The sequence below is a fragment of the Rudanella paleaurantiibacter genome (genome assembly GCF_009184635.1).
Classification (GTDB): Bacteria; Bacteroidota; Bacteroidia; order Cytophagales; family Spirosomataceae; genus Rudanella; species Rudanella paleaurantiibacter.
Window position 1 is genome coordinate 480,027 of sequence record NZ_WELI01000005.1, and the last position, 17,103, is coordinate 497,129.

Consider the following 17,103-nt stretch of genomic DNA (forward strand, 5'->3'; position numbering starts at 1 on the left):
AACCCCTATAGCAAGAAGCCACTATTCGCCCCGACCTTTCATAAAATCGGCGGCTGCGGTCTTGAGCAAACCTGCGAACGAATTCAAGCAAAACAATACCCCCCGATCGATGAGGGCCTTTGCCTGATCGCCACTGGCGGCTGTAGTACCCACAACCAGACCGGCTCCTTTGATCTTTTCAACAACGGCACCAATGGTCTTCTTTACCTCGTCGTGACCGGGGCCATCGTAGTACCCCATACTCATAGCAAGATCGCGGGGACTGATCACAAACCCATCGACCCCTTCAACGGTCAGCATTGCGTCGAGGTTATCAACCGCTTCTTTGTCTTCAAGTTGCGGTAAAACAAGCGTCTGCTCGTTCGCAAAGCTCACATATTCGCCCTGCCCCATGCCCCCCTGTAAATAGTCAGCCGCCCGCACCGGCCCCAGACCCCGGTCGCCCAGCGGAGGGTATTTCACGGCTCGCACCATATTTTCGAGGTCGGAAACCGTTTTGATACCGGGAATCATGACGCCCATCACGCCAGCGTCCAGGTACTGCAAAATAAGCTTCGGGTCGTTGGAGCGAACCCGGGCAAGGGCGGTGATACCACTTGTTTCGCAAGCCCGCACAATATCCTGTACCTGAGCCGTGGTGACGGGGCTATGCTCGCCATCGATCATGTAAAAATCGAGCCCCGAAAACCCACACAATTCGGCTACGGTGGGGTCGGTGCTATTCGTAATAATGCCCAGCACAGGCTGGTTATTCTTCAGTCGGCGTTTAATCGGGTTCTCTTTCATGCGAGCGCTTTGGAATACATAGATACAGAATTGGGCTGGTTTTAGCCAGCCCAATTACTACCTTGTTCAAGTTAGGCCGGAGTCGGGCAAGCCTACTTTATGGTCGCTCCAGCTCCGGTTTGCGCGCATGCCTGTGTACCCTGTAAAGATTCAAATCATAAAACTGGTAGTGTAGCGACTGAGAATGACGCCTTTATAAAGGTGCCTATACGACTAATAAGCCGCTGAATTGTTTTCAGTACGCACTTTTTACGAGCAAACGCGCCGTAGCTCACCTGTTTGGCTTTGGCATAGGTCAACGCACCTCTTACCTTTGCTCTATGATCGAATTAGGACGAATTAACCGGTTGCGCGCGCTCCGGCTGACGAGCGTGGGCATGTTTCTGGGCCACGAGTCGGGCGAGGAAGTGTTGCTACCCAATAAATACGTACCCCAAACCCTGCGCGAAGATGAGTTCATCGATGTGTTTGTGTACACTGACTCCGAAGACCGGATCATTGCCACAACCCTACACCCTACCGTTCAGCGCGACGAGTTTGGCGCACTCAGGGTGGTATCGGTAACGAGCTATGGCGCGTTTCTAGACTGGGGCCTCGAAAAAGACCTGCTGGTGCCTCACCGCGAGCAGGCCCAGCCGATGGAAGTAGGGCAGTCGTATGTGGTATTTGTGTATTACGACGAAACCACCGACCGACTCGTGGGGTCGAGCCGAATCAACCGATTTATCGAAGAAGGTCGGATGCCGGATCTGGAAGAGGGCGACGAAGTGAATCTGCTCATTTACGAGCGTACCGATCTGGGGCACAATGCCGTTGTAGACAATCGGTACCGGGGACTGCTGTACGCGAGCGAGACTTTCCGGGCTCTGCGGCCGGGCGATCAGCTGACGGGGTATGTAAAACGGATTCGCGACGATTACCGCATCGATCTGACTTTACAGAAGCCAGGCTTCGAAGGAATTGAACCCAATGCCCAAGCGATATTGACTAAATTGCAACAGTCGGGTGGTTTCTTGCCACTCACTGACCATAGCGACCCGCAGGTGATTTACCGGACGCTCGAAATGAGCAAGAAGACCTTTAAAAAAGCAATTGGTACGCTGTATCGAGAACGAAAAATAAGCCTTGAAGAAGGCGGCATTCGGCTTTTATAGCGGTTTAGCGTTTTGGGTTTATGGTTCATGGCTGGCCACGCTGGCTTTACACGATAAACCATAAACCCAAAACCATACCCGTTTACTTAAACACCTCTTCGACCGGGTCACCAACGCAGGCACTCGGCTCCAGAATACCCAGCAAGGCGCAGATGGTTGGTGCAATGTCGGCAATACGCGTCCGACGCAGGGTCTGACCGGGTTTCACACCCCACCCGTACAGCAAAAACGGCACGTGGGTATCGTAGGCATACGTAGTGCCGTGGGTAGTACCCCGGCTCCGACCTTCGAACCAACCCGCCTGCAACATGACCTGAAAATCGCCACTCCGATTCGGGAACACGATGTTTTCAAACAGGGGTTGCAGGTTTACCGGCAGCGCTTCGTCACCCAACCGGTGCAGATTCACCACATTGACCACGCCACGCTGCTTCAGCAAGGCCCGCTTCACCACACTGTACGCGTCATCGAGCGAGATTTTCTTCTGCGCCAACAGGTCGTGATTCATGTACACCTGCTGGTTGAAGTACGTCAGAGTCCAGTCGCCAGGGCCAAACGCTTCGACGAGGGCTTTCTTGGCAGCATCGTTCAGTTCCCCCCCGTTTTTTACCTCAGCCGGAATCCGGTAGGTCTGGGCAAACCCCGGAATATCGGCAACACCGTGATCGGCCGACAAAAATGCAGTCCAGGCACCTTTGCCTACAGTGGCATCCAGTTGCGCAAACAGATCGGCTAACTGCCGGTCGAGCCGGAGGTAGTTATCTTCCGTTTCAACGGCATGCGTACCAAACGCATGACCGATATAGTCGGGTGATGAGAAACTCACGCACAGCAAATCAGTAATACCGTCCTGCCCCAGTTGTTCGCCTTTGAGGGCCGCCAGCGCAAACTCTTTCGTGAGGGCATCACCAAAGGGGCTGGTACGCAGAATTTCATACTTGCTGTTACCAGCCACCGTCACAAACTCGTGCGGGTGCACGGCTTTGGTTTCGCCGGGCAAGGTAGCCTCATACGGCTGATCGTCGGGGGTACTCTCTGTGTACTGTTCAAGGGGCAACAGGGTCTCCCACTTCTGGGTCAGGTAACCGTCGGGCAAGCGCCGGGCGTTAAAATCCTGTACCCACTTAGGCAGGTCTTTCCGGTAGAACGTACTCGTGATCCAGTTGCCGTCTTTTGAGTCGAACCAGTAGGCCCCATCGGCGGCATGACCAGCCGGTAAAATAGATCCCCGGTCTTTGAGGGCTACACCCACTACTTTGGCCCGCCCGTCGGTAGCCAGTTTGAGCTGATCGCCGATGGTAGTCGAGAGCATATTCCGGGGCGACATAAGGCCCGCCCGGCTGGTAGACCCTACTGTTTGCACAGTGGTATCTTCGGCACAGTACGCAATCCGGCCCAGCTTCCGGTCGTAAAACTCATTCCCAACAATGCCGTTGAGCGCCGGTGCCGACCCCGTGTAAATAGCCGCGTGACCCGGACCCGTGTACGTAGCCGCGTAGTGGTAATGATTATTCCGGCAGTTGAAGCCTTCGGTCATCATACGCCGAAAACCACCATTTGAGAATTTATCGTAGTAGCGGTAGAGGTAATCGTAGCGCATCTGATCGACAACAATACCAACTACCAGTTTGGGGCGATCCGGAAAACTTGGGGTTCGGGGAGCCGTAGCGGCCGAGGGGCGTTTTTGCTCTTTGGCCGCATTGCGCGTTTGCGCCGAAGCATTGAAACAAATAGAAAATAGGGAAGCCGCCAGAATCAGGCGTCCAAAACGGAAATGTTGCATAATGGTTGATTATTCCGACTTAAAGGTACAAACAAAACGCAGCACGGTTTTTTTCTTACTTTAAGGAGCCTCTTTAATTTTAGGCCGTACGTATTGAAGAGAACCTTGTCAGACCAACCATCTGAACAAAATTTAGCAGGATCGTATCGTATTCAAACTGTTTTAGAAATGCAATCGTACACCGCCGAACGCCTGTACACCGTCGCGGAATATCTCGCGATGGAAGGTGGCTCCGAGATAAAACATGAGTTATGGATGGGCTCATGACAACGTATGCAAGACGATGCAAGACGAAAGAAGAGAAGCAGCCAACCGAGTTTTGGCACTACTTACTCCGCTCGATGGTGTATTGCACCAATTGCTCAAGCGATGTACGGTACGTTGACTCTGGAAACGAATGCAGAATAGCCTGCGCTTCGTCGACGTAGCGTTGCATGACGGTGGTTGCGTACTCAATGCCCCCCGAACCCTTCACAAAAGCGATCACTTCAGCCACCTTTTTGGGGTTCTCGCTCTCGTTTTTCACCATGTTTATGATTCGGCGTTTATCCCAGTAACCGGCCTTCTGCAAGGCATAGATAAGCGGGAGAGTCATTTTCTTCTCTTTGATGTCGATGCCCAACGGCTTACCTACTTCGGCCGTACCGTAGTCGAAGAGGTCATCTTTGATCTGAAACGCAATACCGACTTTTTCGCCAAACAGACGGGCTTTTTCAACCGTTTCGGCGTCGGCCCCGGTCGAGCGGGCTCCTACCGCACAGCAGGCCGCAATGAGCGATGCCGTTTTTTGCCGGATGATTTCGTAATAAACGTCCTCGGTAATATCGAGCCGACGCGCCTTTTCAATCTGAAGCAGTTCGCCCTCGCTAATTTCGCGCACGGCCCGCGATACAAGTTGCAGCAGATCGTGATCGCCATTATCAACCGACAGCAGCAAACCGCGTGAGAGCAGGTAGTCGCCAACGAGTACGGCTACTTTGTTTTTCCAGAGAGCGTTGATCGAGAAAAAGCCCCGGCGGTAGTTTGAATCGTCCACCACATCATCGTGCACCAGAGTCGCCGTGTGTAGCAGCTCAATGAGGGCAGCCCCCCGGTAGGTGGCTTCGGAGATGGTTCCGCTCACCCCGGCCGTCAGAAACACGAACATGGGTCTGAGCTGTTTGCCCTTGCGCTTGACAATGTAATTCATGATCTGGTCAAGCAGCATCACCTCACTCTTCATCAAATCCCGAAATTTGCGCTCGAATAACTGCATTTCGTGGGCAATCGGGGCTTGTATGGTGGCAACGGAGAGAGGCATCGTTTCTGGGGGCAGTAAATGGTGAACAGCTAACAACAGGTGGGAGTACGTTGCTCACCGATTTTTTGGCAATATTACGTCGGTATCTATAGATAATGAAAAACGAATGCTGAAGAATGGTTCCGCTACGGCTCAAAGTTCGGATGGTTATTCAGTATTCAATATTGGTTTTACCTTCGTCGCATGATTGATAATCCGAACCCACCGGGGCCCAAACGGGCCGATATGCACCCCGATCCCACCGTTCACAAAGCTCTGGTACTGGGCGGAGGGTCACTAAAAGGTGCGTTTCAGGCCGGCGCTGTACTCGCTATTCTTGAAACTGGCTTTCAGCCCGACGCCATTTACGGCATCTCAGTAGGCAGCCTCAATGCCACGTTTCTGGCAAACGAAGTGGCCCGGCAGGAGAAAGAAACCGGCCAAATTAACTGGCCCAAAGCCGGGCGTGCGCTGATGGAGTTCTGGATTCGGAACATCACCCGCCCCGAAGATGTAGCTGTTGAACGCTCCCGGTTCCGAACCGGCTATAATACCCTCCTGAGCCGATTTGACGGATTTCTGGATAATTCGCCCATCAAGAACCTGATTCGGCAGACTATCGATCTGGACCAACTCCGGGGCGGCTCGGTACACGTAAAAGTAGGGGCGGTAGATATTCTGAACGGCGATATGGTGTATGCAGATGCCCACGATGAGCATTTTCTCGACTATGTATTTGCCAGTAGCGCCCTGCCGTTTCTGATGCCTGCTGTGCAGATCGGGGGCGACCACCGGAAAGCCTTTATGGACGGTGGCCTGCGCGAGGTAGCCCCGTTACGCGTAGCCATCGAAGACGGTGCCCGGCAGATTGTCGGTGTGGCCTGTCATGCCAAACGGATTCCGGGCGAAGCCATCAATTACCGGGGGCTACTCACCCTGATTGAGCGTGTCAAAGATATTACGGTTAATCAACTCGTCAACAACGACATAGCCTGGGCCGAGCGCTACGCCGACCGCGAACGGCTCCGGGGCCACCCCATTGATCTGATGATGATTCGGCCGGTAGACCCGCTGCACTTAGACCTGTTTCAGTTTACTTCCGACGACATCAGTCGGCTCGTGGTTGAAGGCTACAAAGTGGCCACGGCTGCGTTAAAGTCCTAAGAAGCTGTTTGAGTTAGCGATTTGAGGCTGTAAGGAGTGGATTTTAGTCATTGGTAATGCACTTTTTGCCGGGCGTAGCTGTCGCTACGGCCCAAAAAAGTGAAGAAGCCAAGGACTCAAAGACGCCCTTACGGACCAAAGCGATTAACTCAAACAGCTTCTAAGTCTTGCTCAAACATTACCGAACGTTATAAACGAAACGTGCCCGCCAGAATCTCTGGCGGGCACGTTTCGTAAAAGAGGCCGTGTGTTAGTTGAAGATATAACGCACACCAAACTGTGCCTGCCAAACAGCGTTCAGCGACACGTTGGGAACGAATGAATCCCGCAACAGAACCGTTTTTGAAACACCACCTTCGGTAACTTGCTGTGTAGCCAGACGGTACGAAAGCGCACCGTTGGCACCCACTGTGGTTGCAAGCGGGTTAAACGCAGTCGATACAAAACCTACACCCGACTTGTCGCTAATCAGGTTACCTACGTTGAGAATATCGGCACGCAGCTGAATGGTGTTACGCTTTCCTTTAGCGCCAACAGCTACGTAGAACTCCTGAATAAAGGTGAAGTCGATACGAGTTAACCAGGGGAACTGAGCACCGTTACGCTCAGCATACTGACCCCGGCGGGTTTTCAGGTAATCGTTACCTTCAATGTACGCATCGAACGCAGCAGCTTGCTGAGCAGCCGTGTAAGTAACAGCCGATGGGCCTGTGCCAACTACCAGCGGCAGGAACGTCAGATCAGATGCACTCTTAGGTACAAAGATCAGGTCATTGGTCGTCTGACCGTCGCCGTTAACATCCTGGTTGTACGTGTACGAAACTTTCGAACCGCTGTTCGATACCAGACCCAATGAGAAGGTCGATGAACCACCGAACTTACCACCGTAGTTCAGACGGTAGTTCAACAAACCAACGATCCGATGACGCAGGTCGTTGTCAGAGTACGTGAGGGGCAGGAAGTTCTGACCAACCGTTGAGGGTACGTTAGCCTGTACCGTGCTACCCACAAACGCAACATCGCGCGCTTCGCCATACGTGTATGAAATGAATCCACCGAATCCTTTAGTAGCCGGCTTCTCCAATTTCACCGTAGCGATGTATGAGTTACCCTGATTCGTGTTCTTCAGCACGAAAGCATTGCTGATCGTTGGGTTGATGAAACGAGCCGTAGTAGCAGCCGTTCCAGACAGACCCAGAGCCGGGTAACGCAGACGTCCATCAGGAGTAGTACCATTGGGGGCGTTGAGGTTGGCATCAATGTAACGCAGACCGTTCAGGGTCTTGTTGTAGATGAATTCAACCGTACCTACCAGACCAAAGGGCAAGCGCTGATCAACCGCAATGTTGGTTTTCCAGATCTGCGGATACCGCAGGTTTTGATCCGATGCATTGATGGCGTAGCCTGTCAAGCTGCTGGCGCTTGTAGGCGGAGGCAGAATACCGGCCGGCAGTTTGCTCGGGTCAGTAACGAACGGAACCCGTGAATTAGTCAGGTTAAACACGGCCGTGTTGATACCGTTATTACCCAACTGGTTTGAGATAAGTACCTCCGGAATACGCGATACGAAGAAACCGCTACCACCCCGAATTTGAGTTGACTTATCACCCTTCACGTCCCAGTTAAAGCCGATACGGGGAGAAAGCAGCAGACGTGGCTTGGGGAACGAACCCGTTGTAATCTTGTAGGGGTCGCCGTTTTCGTCGCGGAACGTCATGTTAGCAACGCGTGGGTTGTCAAACGATGCCGCATTGGCATTGTCATAGACAAACACATCACCGCGCAGACCAAGCGTCAGTTTGAAGTTCGGCGATGCCTGATATTCATCCTGAACATATGCACTATACAGGTCACGATCCAGACGCTGCAGTGGCTCGGCGCCACCATCAACCAGCGAGTAACGCAGGTTGTACCGGTTTACAACCACTGGCGACGTGGTGCTGTTCGGGTTCGAGATCGAAGCCAGAGCAGCCGCTTTGAAGTCGGCGATTGAGTTGTACACGTAAACCCCGTTCGATGACGGGAAGAATACGTTGTTCGACGTGAAGCGTTCGTAAACAAGACCAGCCGTCAGCGTGTGCTTACCAGCGAAATAGCTCAGGTTGTTTGTGATATTGAACGTCGAATAGTTCAGCTTGTTATTCGGCGTAAACGGATCAAAACCGATTGAGGTCAGCGTGTTGCCACCCGGCGCATTCAAAATGTCAATGGTCGGGAAAATATCCGTCTTGTACGTACGGTCTTCAATTTGCTTGTTGTACGTAACAATCAGGTTATTGGCAATTTTGTTGCTCAGAGTCGATGTCAACTCGGCCGCAATTGAGCGCGTGTTGTCGGCAATGATATAACCGGTATTTTCGGGCGACAGGGCCAGTGCCGAGTTGGTACGGTTACCGTTACCAGCCGTGTTGCTACTGTTACTGTTGCTGATGGGTACTCCTGATTCTGAATTGTGGTGCGAATAACGTACCGACAGTTTGTGCTTGTCGTTGATGTTATAGTCGATACGAGCCAGACCTTTGATACTTTTCACCTGGTTGTTGAAACCATCGAATGGTCCCAGCGTCCGGTTAAAGTTGGTTTGCATAAACTGCGTCAGATCATTTGCTTCGGCCTCTGTCAGACGCGAAATGTTACCACCACCCGTCTGACCGCGGTTCAATGACCACGTAAGGGCCGGTGTGCTACTGTCAAATTGCTCACCGTTGACAAAGAAGAACAGTTTGTTCTTAATGATCGGACCACCCAAACGGAAACCCCACGTGGTTTCGCTAAGGTTGGGAGCCGGTGTGTATTTCACACCATCCACAGTCTTACCAACAAACCGATCTGAACGGAACAGCGTGTAAGCCGATCCCGAGAATTCGTTTGTACCTGAACGCGTTACGGCGTTGATACCAGCACCCGTAAAGCCTGACTGACGAACATCGAAAGGCGCTACGTTTACCTGTACCTGATCGAGAGCGTCGAGCGAAACAGCGGTTGTACCCGTCCGGCCACCAGCCTGCGCTGAGCCACCCAGACCAAAGCCGTTGTTGAACACAGCACCGTCAATAGTGATGTTGTTGAAACGGCTGTCCTGACCAGCAAACGACTGACCGTTACCGTAGGGGTTGAACTTCGTAATGTCGTTCAGGGTACGGCCGATGGTTGGCGTTGTGTTGATGGTTTCGCGACCGTACGAGATAGCGGCACCCGTGCGCTCTGAGCTAAAAATGTCGGAGCGGTTCGTCGTGATCACAACCTCGTTCAGGCTCGTGCTTTCGTCAACCATTTTAAAGTTGGCGTCGGCCGTCGTACCAAGGCTGGCAAATACATTGTTCTGTACCTGCTCCCGGAAACCTACGTAGGTTACTGTAACAGTGTACGGTCCACCAACCCGAACGTTCGGAAATGTGTAAACACCCGATGCATTCGTAGTTGTACCATACCGGGTACCTGATGGCGTGTGTACGGCAATGACAGTCGCGCCTGGCAGACCATCGCCCTTACCGTCAGTAACAAAGCCGTTGATGGCCGACGATGTTACCTGTGCCAAAGCTCCACTACCGCCAAGAATGGCCAGTAGCATACTGCCGAACAGCATGAGCGCTGCCCGTGATCGCAGTAACTTTTTGTACATAGATTTGATTGGTTTGGTTGATAATGTCATGAAGTCCGTATGGGTTGGACTCAAGGTGTTCAATTCCGGGTGCAAAATTGCATTTTTTTATCGGTGACTTCAAAGCACCGCGTCTTAAAAAAGTACTACGATTTTCTTTTGAACGGAGCTATTTCATGGAAAAAGTCATTTCCTCCGCGTATCCATTCTATTTTGGGATATTAATTTTTTGTTAAGCCTTCAAATATTTTTGCCAGAAACTATTTATCCGCTATTTGGGTACTATTCTAATTCAAGTCATTCTCTTACGCACATCGTACAATGCTCTCTGAATCGACATACCAACTTACTCAATATAGTCATGGGGCGGGTTGTGGCTGTAAAATTGCCCCTAAAGTCCTCGACAAAATTCTCCACGGGAATCAATCAAACCACCCCGCCCCCACCCCGTCAGGGCGGGGAGAAGGGTCGGCAGTTGCCGCGGGGTTGAACCTCCTCGTTGGCAACGATGCCCGCGACGATGCCGCCGTGATGGATTTGGGCAACGGAGAAGCAATCATCAGCACTACCGATTTTTTCATGCCTATTGTCGACGATGCGTTCGACTTCGGGCGTATTGCCTCGGCCAACGCTATTAGCGACGTGTACGCCATGGGTGGTGAGCCCATCATGGCTATTGCAATTCTGGGCTGGCCAATTGACAAACTCCCCCCTGAGGTGGCCGGGCAGGTACTGGCAGGGAGCCGGGCCATTTGTGCGCAGGCGGGCATTCCGCTCGCCGGCGGGCACAGCATCGACTGCCCCGAACCGGTATTTGGCCTCGCCGTAACCGGTCGGGTGCGTATTGAACACCTGAAACAAAACAACACAGCTACCGAAGGCTGCCGGTTGTACCTGACCAAACCGCTCGGAGTAGGTATTCTGACAACGGCCCAGAAAAAAGGCCTGCTCCAACCCGAACATGCCCAACTGGCTCCCCGCCAAATGGCACAACTTAACTCGTTTGGGGCTGTTCTGGGTAAACTTCCGTACGTGAAGGCATTAACCGACGTCACCGGCTTTGGCTTACTGGGCCACCTGACCGAGATGGCCGAGGGTAGCGGTCTAAGTGCCGAAATCAACTTCGAGGCTGTACCCAGGCTATCGGTCATCGACGACTATATTGCCAAAAAAAGCATACCGGGCGGCACCGTTCGTAACTGGGACAGCTATGGCCATAAAATTGCCCCGCTAGCCGACAACCAGCGGATTGTTCTGGCCGACCCACAGACGTCGGGTGGCTTGCTGATTGCTGTAGCACCCGAACATACCGACGAGTTTGAGCAACTGGCGGGTCAACACGGTTTCAACCTGCATTCGTTCGGGCAGTTAATCGGCAAACAGGACAAAGTAGTCTATGTGAAATAGGATACAGGGAGCCTTGAAAATGAAAAAGGTGATCCTTTCCTCCGTTCTCACGGCTCCATTTCCCTTTCTCCATTTAGTATGAAACTCTTTTTTCGTGAAGTGGGCGATCCGGCTCACCCAGCCATCATTATTCTGCACGGCCTGTTTGGGTCGTCGGACAACTGGCTCACCATCAGCAAAAGCATTGCCGCCGAGGGCTACCACGTTTATCTGATCGACCAACGGAATCATGGTCAGTCGCCCCGGCACGAGGTATTCGATTACGACAGCATGGCCGCCGACCTGCACGAGTTCATCCGCGAGCATCATATTCAGCAACCCGTACTGGTTGGCCACTCGATGGGCGGCAAAACGGTGATGCAATACGTGATGAACTACCGTAACGAGGGTGATGCAGCAGTAGCCCCGTCGTACAGTAAAGTAGTGGTGGTGGATATTGCGCCGAAGTTTTACCCGGTGCATCATGGCGAAATTTTGCGCGGATTGGGTGCCATTAATCTGGCTACGCTCAACAACCGCAACATTGCCGACGAGACCCTGAAGAATTACGAGCCCTCGGCTACCGTGCGCCAATTTCTACTGAAAAACTTGTACCGCACCGCCGAAGGTCGGTTCGACTGGCGCATCAACCTGCCCGTGATTGAACGCGAAATCCATAGCGTGGGCGAAGAGCTCAACAATCCGCGGACTGTTACCGAGCCTACCCTGTTTATTCGGGGAAGTGAATCGGGTTATATTGCTGACAACGACCTGCCCGGCATCCAGAAACTTTTCCCTAACAGCCGCGTAGCAACTATTTCAGATGCCGGTCACTGGGTGCAGGCCGAAAAACCAGCGGAGTTTGTTCAGACGCTTATTGAGTTTATCAAAGGCCAATAACGCCGTTCCCATAGTTAAGCCGCCCGTTTTGGGGCAGTATTTACCATAACCTGACACAACTGTGCCAACTCTTTATTTAATACCCACTCCCCTCGCCGAAGGAACGACTCCACAAGTGCTACCGCCCTTTGTAAGCGAGGTGGTGGCCCGTACGGATGCGTACTTTGTTGAGAACCTGCGTACGGCCCGCCGATTTATCACCGAGCTGAAAACCGGACGGGTCATCGACGAAACCACGTTTCACCTCCTCGACAAAGACACGCCACCGGCCGATACACGCCGTCAGATTCAGGAGTTGATGGAGCAGAAGCGCAACGCGGGCGTTATGTCGGAGGCTGGTTGCCCCGGTGTGGCAGACCCTGGCGCCGTCGTGATTGGTATGGCCCACAAACTCGGCTGGAAAGTGGTACCACTCATCGGGCCGTCGTCTATTCTGCTGGCTTTGATGGCGTCGGGCCTGAGCGGACAGTCGTTCGTGTTTCATGGTTACCTGCCCATCGACCGGCACGACCGGGGCCGCGCCTTGAAACATCTGGAAAAAGAAGCCCAACAGCGGCTGCAAACCCAGATTTTCATGGAAACACCCTACCGGAACAATCACCTCATGGGCGACATCCTGACCCATTGCCACCCCGAAACACGCGTCTGCGTTGCCTGTAACCTTACCGCCCCCGACGCGCTGGTCCAAACCAAGACCGTGCGCGAGTGGAAAGCCAACGTACCCGATTTACACAAGAAACCAACGGTGTTTCTACTTTTGTGATATGCTTCAATCGTTCACCTTTTCGCCATTTGCCGAAAATACCTACGTCGTTGCCGACGAGGCCGGGGTTACGCACCGCGAGGCCGTTGTGATTGATCCCGGTTGTTATGATCAGGCCGAAAAAGAGGCCCTGAGTAACTTTCTGGATAGCAATCATCTTACAATCAAGGCTGTTTGGCTTACGCACGCTCACCTCGACCATGTGTTTGGCTGTGCCTACCTGAAACGCCGGTATGGGGTTTCGGTCTTTATGCACGCCAACGAGCAGGTTATTCTGAACGACACACCCAACCGTGCGGCTATGTACGGCCTGCGGGGGTTCGAGCCGTTTGAGATTGATGGATATATTAAGGAAGGCGATACGCTGACCGTGGGTAGCCGTGCGTTTGAAGTCCGGTTTGTACCCGGCCACGCACCCGGCCATGTGGCCTTTGTGAATCATGCCGACCGGTACGTGATTGGGGGCGATGTGCTGTTTCGCGAGAGCGTGGGGCGCACCGACTTCCCCTATTGTAATGCTGCCGACCTCAAACGGAGCATTACCGGGCAACTGTACACCCTACCCGACGATTATATCGTGTACCCTGGGCACATGGATTCAACAACCATCGGACACGAGAAAAAGCATAATCCTTATGTACGAGGCTGAGTGACGGGAGAGGGAGGACCGGAAAACCTCCCTCCCCCTACTCCCCTTCCTCCTTTATTTCGTATGCTTAAACATCTTCCCAACGCCATGACCTGTGGTAACCTGCTATGTGGTTGCCTCGGGATCGTTCAGGTTTACGCGGGCAACTTACCGCTGGCAGCCGGGCTTATTTTTGCGGCCGCCCTTCTCGATTTTGGCGATGGGTTCGTAGCGAGGCTCGTCAATGCCCAATCGGCTATTGGTAAAGAACTCGACTCCCTGGCCGATTGCGTCACGTTCGGTGTTCTGCCTGCCTTCATTATTTTTTCGCTGCTCGGTGCCTTTGCTGAAGGGGCCGGAACCCTGTCGCTCCGGGGCGACTACCTGCCGTATATCGCGTTTTCGCTGGCGGTATTCTCGGCGCTTCGGCTGGCCAAATTCAACGTCGATACACGGCAGAGCGACTCGTTTATTGGGGTTCCTACACCAGCCAATGCGTTGGCTGTGGCAGCCTTTCCGCTCATGATCGCCTACGGGCAGCCCGGTGCCGACCTGGTACAGCAACCGTGGTTTCTGGTTGGGTACTCGTTGGTTATGTCGTATTTGCTGGTGGCCGAATTGCCGTTAATGGCGTTCAAATTCAAAACGTTCGCGTGGGCCGATAATCAGATCAAGTACATTTTTTTGGTCCTTTCCGCGCTACTCTTGCTATTTTTGCAGTTCGCGGGCCTTCCGCTCATTATTCTACTGTACATTCTTTTTTCACTCATTTTCAAAAAGTAGCGGTCCAGACGTGGTCAGGAGCCGAGTACCACACTCAGTAACTCGCTGCCCGGATTGCCCAATGATTGACTCATGAAATACCTCGCTCAGATCGACGTAATGACCCGCAAGGAAATCCTTGACCCGCAAGGCAAAGCTGTAAAGCTGGGGTTGCACAACCTACAGATGGACGCGATTGATAATGTGCGGATTGGCAAACACATTACTCTGGAGGTCGATGCAGAGACGGAGGATCAGGCCCGCCAAACGGTTGATTCGGCATGCCGCCAACTACTGGCTAACCTCATTATGGAAGAGTACACGTTTACGCTGCAACCGGCTTAGTCATTTATTGGCAAGGCATCGGCCTATCGGTATTCAGCAGCCGATTAATCTGCACTTCATCGTTTAAAGGGGCGTTAAAAAGTCCAACAACGCCTATCCAATATCCAATATCCGGCGAAGAAGTGCTATTTTTACAGCACTTTCAGTCTTTCTCATGACGTATTCGACCATAACGGGGTTAGGCTTCTACGTGCCCGAAAACGTAGTTACTAACAATGATCTGACGCAATATATGGAGACCTCCGATCAATGGATTCAGGAGCGAACCGGTATTCAGCAGCGTCGATATTTCACTTACGGTAAAGAAACCAACGCCAGCATGGCTACGGCGGCTTCGCGCATGGCGCTTGAGCGGGCGTGCGTGCAGGCGCAGGATGTGGACCTGATTGTGTTTGCCACCATCACGCCCGACTATTTCTTTCCCGGATCGGCTTTCCTGATGCAGCGCGAGCTGGGTTTGGAAGGCATTGGCGTCATTGACATCCGTAACCAGTGTTCGGGGTTCGTGTATGCCCTCTCTATTGCCGATCAGTTTATCAAAACAGGCATGTACCGGACCATTCTTGTGGTCGGTTCCGAAATTCAATCGAGCTGGATTAACAAAAGCACGGCGGGCCGTAACGTGGCTGTTATTTTCGGCGACGGAGCCGGAGCCGCTGTGGTGCAAGCTACAACCGACCCGGAGCACCGCATCCTGTCGACGCACTTACATGCCGACGGACGTTTTGCCGAAGATCTGTACGTGAAAGACCCCGGCAGCAGCCGACCAGGTCGGGCCGCCACGAAAGAGATGATCGACGAAGGTGGCTTCGATGTGGTTATGAATGGCAACGCGGTTTTCAAACACGCCGTGGTTCGTTTTTCGGAAGTGATCCACGAAAGCCTCGACGCCAACGGGTTTAAGCCAAGCGACATTTCGTTGCTGGTGCCTCATCAGGCCAACGTCCGAATTTCAGAGTACGTACGGCAGCAAATGGGCCTTTCAGAAGAGCAGGTGGTGAGCAACATTCACAAGTATGGCAACACTACCGCAGCCTCAATCCCGATTGCCATGACCGAGGCCTTCGACGAGGGCCGCATCAAGCCCGGTGACCTCATTTGCCTGGCTGCCTTTGGTAGCGGCTTCACCTGGGCATCGGCGTTGATTAAGTGGTAGAAAAAAGCGGGAGAAAGGAGAAGGGAGGAAGGCAGAAAGGAACACAAGTATGGCATCCCTTCTCCTTTCCTCCCTCCTGCTTTCCCCCGTTCTGTTAATACGTCCCTACCGATAACATTACCAGCGTACAGGCATCGATCGGCTCAATGCCTGCCTCTTTAAGCTCTCGCTCAAAAGCGGGATTCTCGGCCCCGGGGTTAAAAATCACCCGCCGGGGCTTTAACTTTTTTATATAGTCATAGTAGCCGGTCTGATTCCGGGCTCCTACGTACATCGTGATCGTGTCAATGTCGGTCAACTCCGGTAAGCCAGTCTGGATGGGCTTACCCCGCACCTGCCCCTCCCGCAGGCCAATCATTTCGATTTCGTGGCCATAGTTCAACAAAGAAGCTGCAGCCCGGTTGGCATATCGGTCGGTCTTCTCTGTGGCCCCCAAAATCAACGTTTTCCCTTTCTTGCTCATTAGTCTTATCAATTCAGAAGTGTATTTATCCGCTTTCTGATACCATTACGCTTACCAGCCCCCCAATGGTTCAACCAATTTACCCTACGAACAGATGGAGATATAGAATCTGTTTAACTATTATAGATAAAAATTAAACAGAACAAGAACAACAAAAGAAGGTTTGTGGAGGTTTAATCTAAAAAAAGAGCCGAACTTTCGGCTCTTATCACCCATATACGTCGCCCATAGCCTTAAAAAGATCATATTCAGCATCTTTTAACTTGTATATCCTGACTATTGCGTTGTACATTTGTTAAACAACACTCAGCGCTAGACTAGGTAGACCTATAGTGCGGCACAAACGTCTTGGCAAATGAATGACAAGAGAAACCAGAGTTTCTGGAATGAAAAGTGGGTGCCGATTGTATTCGATCAAATCGAAAACCCACCCCGGTACGAAGTATCAAACTATGGCCGTATCCGGAGCTTTCAATCAGGCAACGGAGAAGGTACAATTATTAAAGGCTCGGTGATTCAGGGGTATCGGACACTGAACATTCGGGTATCGGGTAAAACGATCAACCGATACGTGCACAAGCTGGTAGCCGAGTATTTTCTGGATCGCGAGGAGGAGACGTGTTCGTATGTGATTCATCTGGATCACGATAAACACAACAACTATTACCAGAATCTGCGCTGGGTGACCAAAGACAGCATGATTGAGCATAACCGGCATAATCCGAACATTAAACGCCCGGAGATTCCGCTACGCACCCGTAACTACAAGCTTACTGAAAGCAAAGTGAAGATCATCAAGAAGCTGCTTCGGAACGACAAGAACCGGTTGAAGATGATCGCGAAGCAGTTTGGTATCACGCACACCCAGTTGAACCGAATTCGTTCGGGTGAAAACTGGAAACACGTAACCATCGATAACGAGTAAATTAGCTG

Annotated in this window: 15 protein-coding genes; 10 read left to right on the forward strand and 5 right to left on the reverse strand. The window is 52.4% G+C overall.

From position 1 onward, the window contains the following. Nucleotides 1-21: 21 nt before the first annotated feature. A complete protein-coding gene (locus F5984_RS14125) occupies nt 22-786 on the reverse strand; it encodes an HpcH/HpaI aldolase family protein (RefSeq protein ID WP_152124893.1) in 765 nt (254 codons plus the stop codon). 320 nt (nt 787-1,106) lie between these two features. Here F5984_RS14125 and F5984_RS14130 point away from each other — a divergent pair, with 320 nt between their 5' ends. Next, complete coding sequence (locus F5984_RS14130; protein WP_152124894.1) at nt 1,107-1,940, forward strand: CvfB family protein; 834 nt, start codon at nt 1,107-1,109, stop codon at nt 1,938-1,940. 82 nt (nt 1,941-2,022) lie between these two features. Here F5984_RS14130 and pafA read toward each other — a convergent pair whose 3' ends face one another. Further along, nucleotides 2,023-3,723 (reverse strand): alkaline phosphatase PafA, encoded by a 1,701-nt coding sequence (gene pafA / locus F5984_RS14135; protein WP_152124895.1) that lies wholly within the window; start codon nt 3,721-3,723, stop codon nt 2,023-2,025. Between the two features lie 325 nt (nt 3,724-4,048). Then, complete coding sequence (locus F5984_RS14140; protein WP_027303329.1) at nt 4,049-5,023, reverse strand: polyprenyl synthetase family protein; 975 nt, start codon at nt 5,021-5,023, stop codon at nt 4,049-4,051. Between the two features lie 183 nt (nt 5,024-5,206). On the opposite strand from F5984_RS14140, the gene F5984_RS14145 reads away from it, so the two are divergent. Continuing rightward, complete coding sequence (locus tag F5984_RS14145) at nt 5,207-6,166, forward strand: patatin-like phospholipase family protein (protein WP_152124896.1); 960 nt, start codon at nt 5,207-5,209, stop codon at nt 6,164-6,166. Nucleotides 6,167-6,416: 250 nt separating this feature from the next. Here the strand turns inward: F5984_RS14145 and F5984_RS14150 are convergent, their stop codons facing one another. Then, nucleotides 6,417-9,788: a TonB-dependent receptor gene (locus F5984_RS14150; RefSeq protein WP_152124897.1), complete on the reverse strand. Its 3,372-nt coding sequence runs from the start codon at nt 9,786-9,788 to the stop codon at nt 6,417-6,419. A 300-nt stretch (nt 9,789-10,088) separates the two neighbouring features. Between F5984_RS14150 and selD the strand changes: the two genes are divergently transcribed. The 7 genes from selD (at nt 10,089) to F5984_RS14185 (ending at nt 15,707) form a co-directional block, all read left to right on the forward strand. Then, nucleotides 10,089-11,174 carry a selenide, water dikinase SelD gene (gene selD / locus F5984_RS14155; RefSeq protein WP_152124898.1) on the forward strand — a complete coding sequence of 362 codons (1,086 nt, stop codon included), beginning with the start codon at nt 10,089-10,091 and terminating at the stop codon, nt 11,172-11,174. 78 nt (nt 11,175-11,252) lie between these two features. Next, nucleotides 11,253-12,053, forward strand: a complete 801-nt coding sequence (locus F5984_RS14160; RefSeq protein WP_152124899.1) for an alpha/beta fold hydrolase — start codon at nt 11,253-11,255, stop codon at nt 12,051-12,053. A 61-nt stretch (nt 12,054-12,114) separates the two neighbouring features. Next, the gene (locus F5984_RS14165; protein WP_152124900.1) at nt 12,115-12,816 is read left to right on the forward strand and encodes an SAM-dependent methyltransferase; all 702 of its coding nucleotides are present in this window, start codon (nt 12,115-12,117) and stop codon (nt 12,814-12,816) included. A gap of 1 nt (nt 12,817) precedes the next feature. After that, nucleotides 12,818-13,465, forward strand: a complete 648-nt coding sequence (locus tag F5984_RS14170; protein WP_152124901.1) for an MBL fold metallo-hydrolase — start codon at nt 12,818-12,820, stop codon at nt 13,463-13,465. A 63-nt stretch (nt 13,466-13,528) separates the two neighbouring features. Beyond that, nucleotides 13,529-14,227, forward strand: coding sequence for a CDP-diacylglycerol--serine O-phosphatidyltransferase (gene pssA / locus F5984_RS14175; RefSeq protein WP_246169003.1), 699 nt, complete (start codon nt 13,529-13,531; stop codon nt 14,225-14,227). A 72-nt stretch (nt 14,228-14,299) separates the two neighbouring features. Then, nucleotides 14,300-14,551, forward strand: a complete 252-nt coding sequence (gene purS, locus F5984_RS14180) for a phosphoribosylformylglycinamidine synthase subunit PurS (protein ID WP_019990857.1) — start codon at nt 14,300-14,302, stop codon at nt 14,549-14,551. A gap of 154 nt (nt 14,552-14,705) precedes the next feature. Then, nucleotides 14,706-15,707 (forward strand): 3-oxoacyl-ACP synthase III family protein, encoded by a 1,002-nt coding sequence (locus F5984_RS14185; protein WP_152124902.1) that lies wholly within the window; start codon nt 14,706-14,708, stop codon nt 15,705-15,707. A 94-nt stretch (nt 15,708-15,801) separates the two neighbouring features. Here F5984_RS14185 and F5984_RS14190 read toward each other — a convergent pair whose 3' ends face one another. After that, the gene (locus F5984_RS14190) at nt 15,802-16,170 is read right to left on the reverse strand and encodes a CoA-binding protein (protein ID WP_185155519.1); all 369 of its coding nucleotides are present in this window, start codon (nt 16,168-16,170) and stop codon (nt 15,802-15,804) included. Between the two features lie 355 nt (nt 16,171-16,525). Between F5984_RS14190 and F5984_RS14195 the strand changes: the two genes are divergently transcribed. Further along, nucleotides 16,526-17,095, forward strand: coding sequence for an NUMOD4 domain-containing protein (locus tag F5984_RS14195; protein WP_019990854.1), 570 nt, complete (start codon nt 16,526-16,528; stop codon nt 17,093-17,095). The last annotated feature ends 8 nt before the right edge of the window (nt 17,096-17,103 follow it).

Coding starts and splice junctions, on each gene's coding strand:
- F5984_RS14150 (WP_152124897.1), bottom strand. CDS start 9,788: ATGTACAAAAAGTTACTGCGATCACGGGCAGCGCTCATGCTGTTCGGC.
- F5984_RS14170 (WP_152124901.1), top strand. CDS start 12,818: ATGCTTCAATCGTTCACCTTTTCGCCATTTGCCGAAAATACCTACGTC.
- pafA (WP_152124895.1), bottom strand. CDS start 3,723: ATGCAACATTTCCGTTTTGGACGCCTGATTCTGGCGGCTTCCCTATTT.
- F5984_RS14160 (WP_152124899.1), top strand. CDS start 11,253: ATGAAACTCTTTTTTCGTGAAGTGGGCGATCCGGCTCACCCAGCCATC.
- F5984_RS14195 (WP_019990854.1), top strand. CDS start 16,526: ATGAATGACAAGAGAAACCAGAGTTTCTGGAATGAAAAGTGGGTGCCG.
- F5984_RS14125 (WP_152124893.1), bottom strand. CDS start 786: ATGAAAGAGAACCCGATTAAACGCCGACTGAAGAATAACCAGCCTGTG.
- F5984_RS14140 (WP_027303329.1), bottom strand. CDS start 5,023: ATGCCTCTCTCCGTTGCCACCATACAAGCCCCGATTGCCCACGAAATG.
- pssA (WP_246169003.1), top strand. CDS start 13,529: ATGCTTAAACATCTTCCCAACGCCATGACCTGTGGTAACCTGCTATGT.
- selD (WP_152124898.1), top strand. CDS start 10,089: ATGCTCTCTGAATCGACATACCAACTTACTCAATATAGTCATGGGGCG.
- F5984_RS14130 (WP_152124894.1), top strand. CDS start 1,107: ATGATCGAATTAGGACGAATTAACCGGTTGCGCGCGCTCCGGCTGACG.
- F5984_RS14185 (WP_152124902.1), top strand. CDS start 14,706: ATGACGTATTCGACCATAACGGGGTTAGGCTTCTACGTGCCCGAAAAC.
- purS (WP_019990857.1), top strand. CDS start 14,300: ATGAAATACCTCGCTCAGATCGACGTAATGACCCGCAAGGAAATCCTT.
- F5984_RS14190 (WP_185155519.1), bottom strand. CDS start 16,170: ATGAGCAAGAAAGGGAAAACGTTGATTTTGGGGGCCACAGAGAAGACC.
- F5984_RS14145 (WP_152124896.1), top strand. CDS start 5,207: ATGATTGATAATCCGAACCCACCGGGGCCCAAACGGGCCGATATGCAC.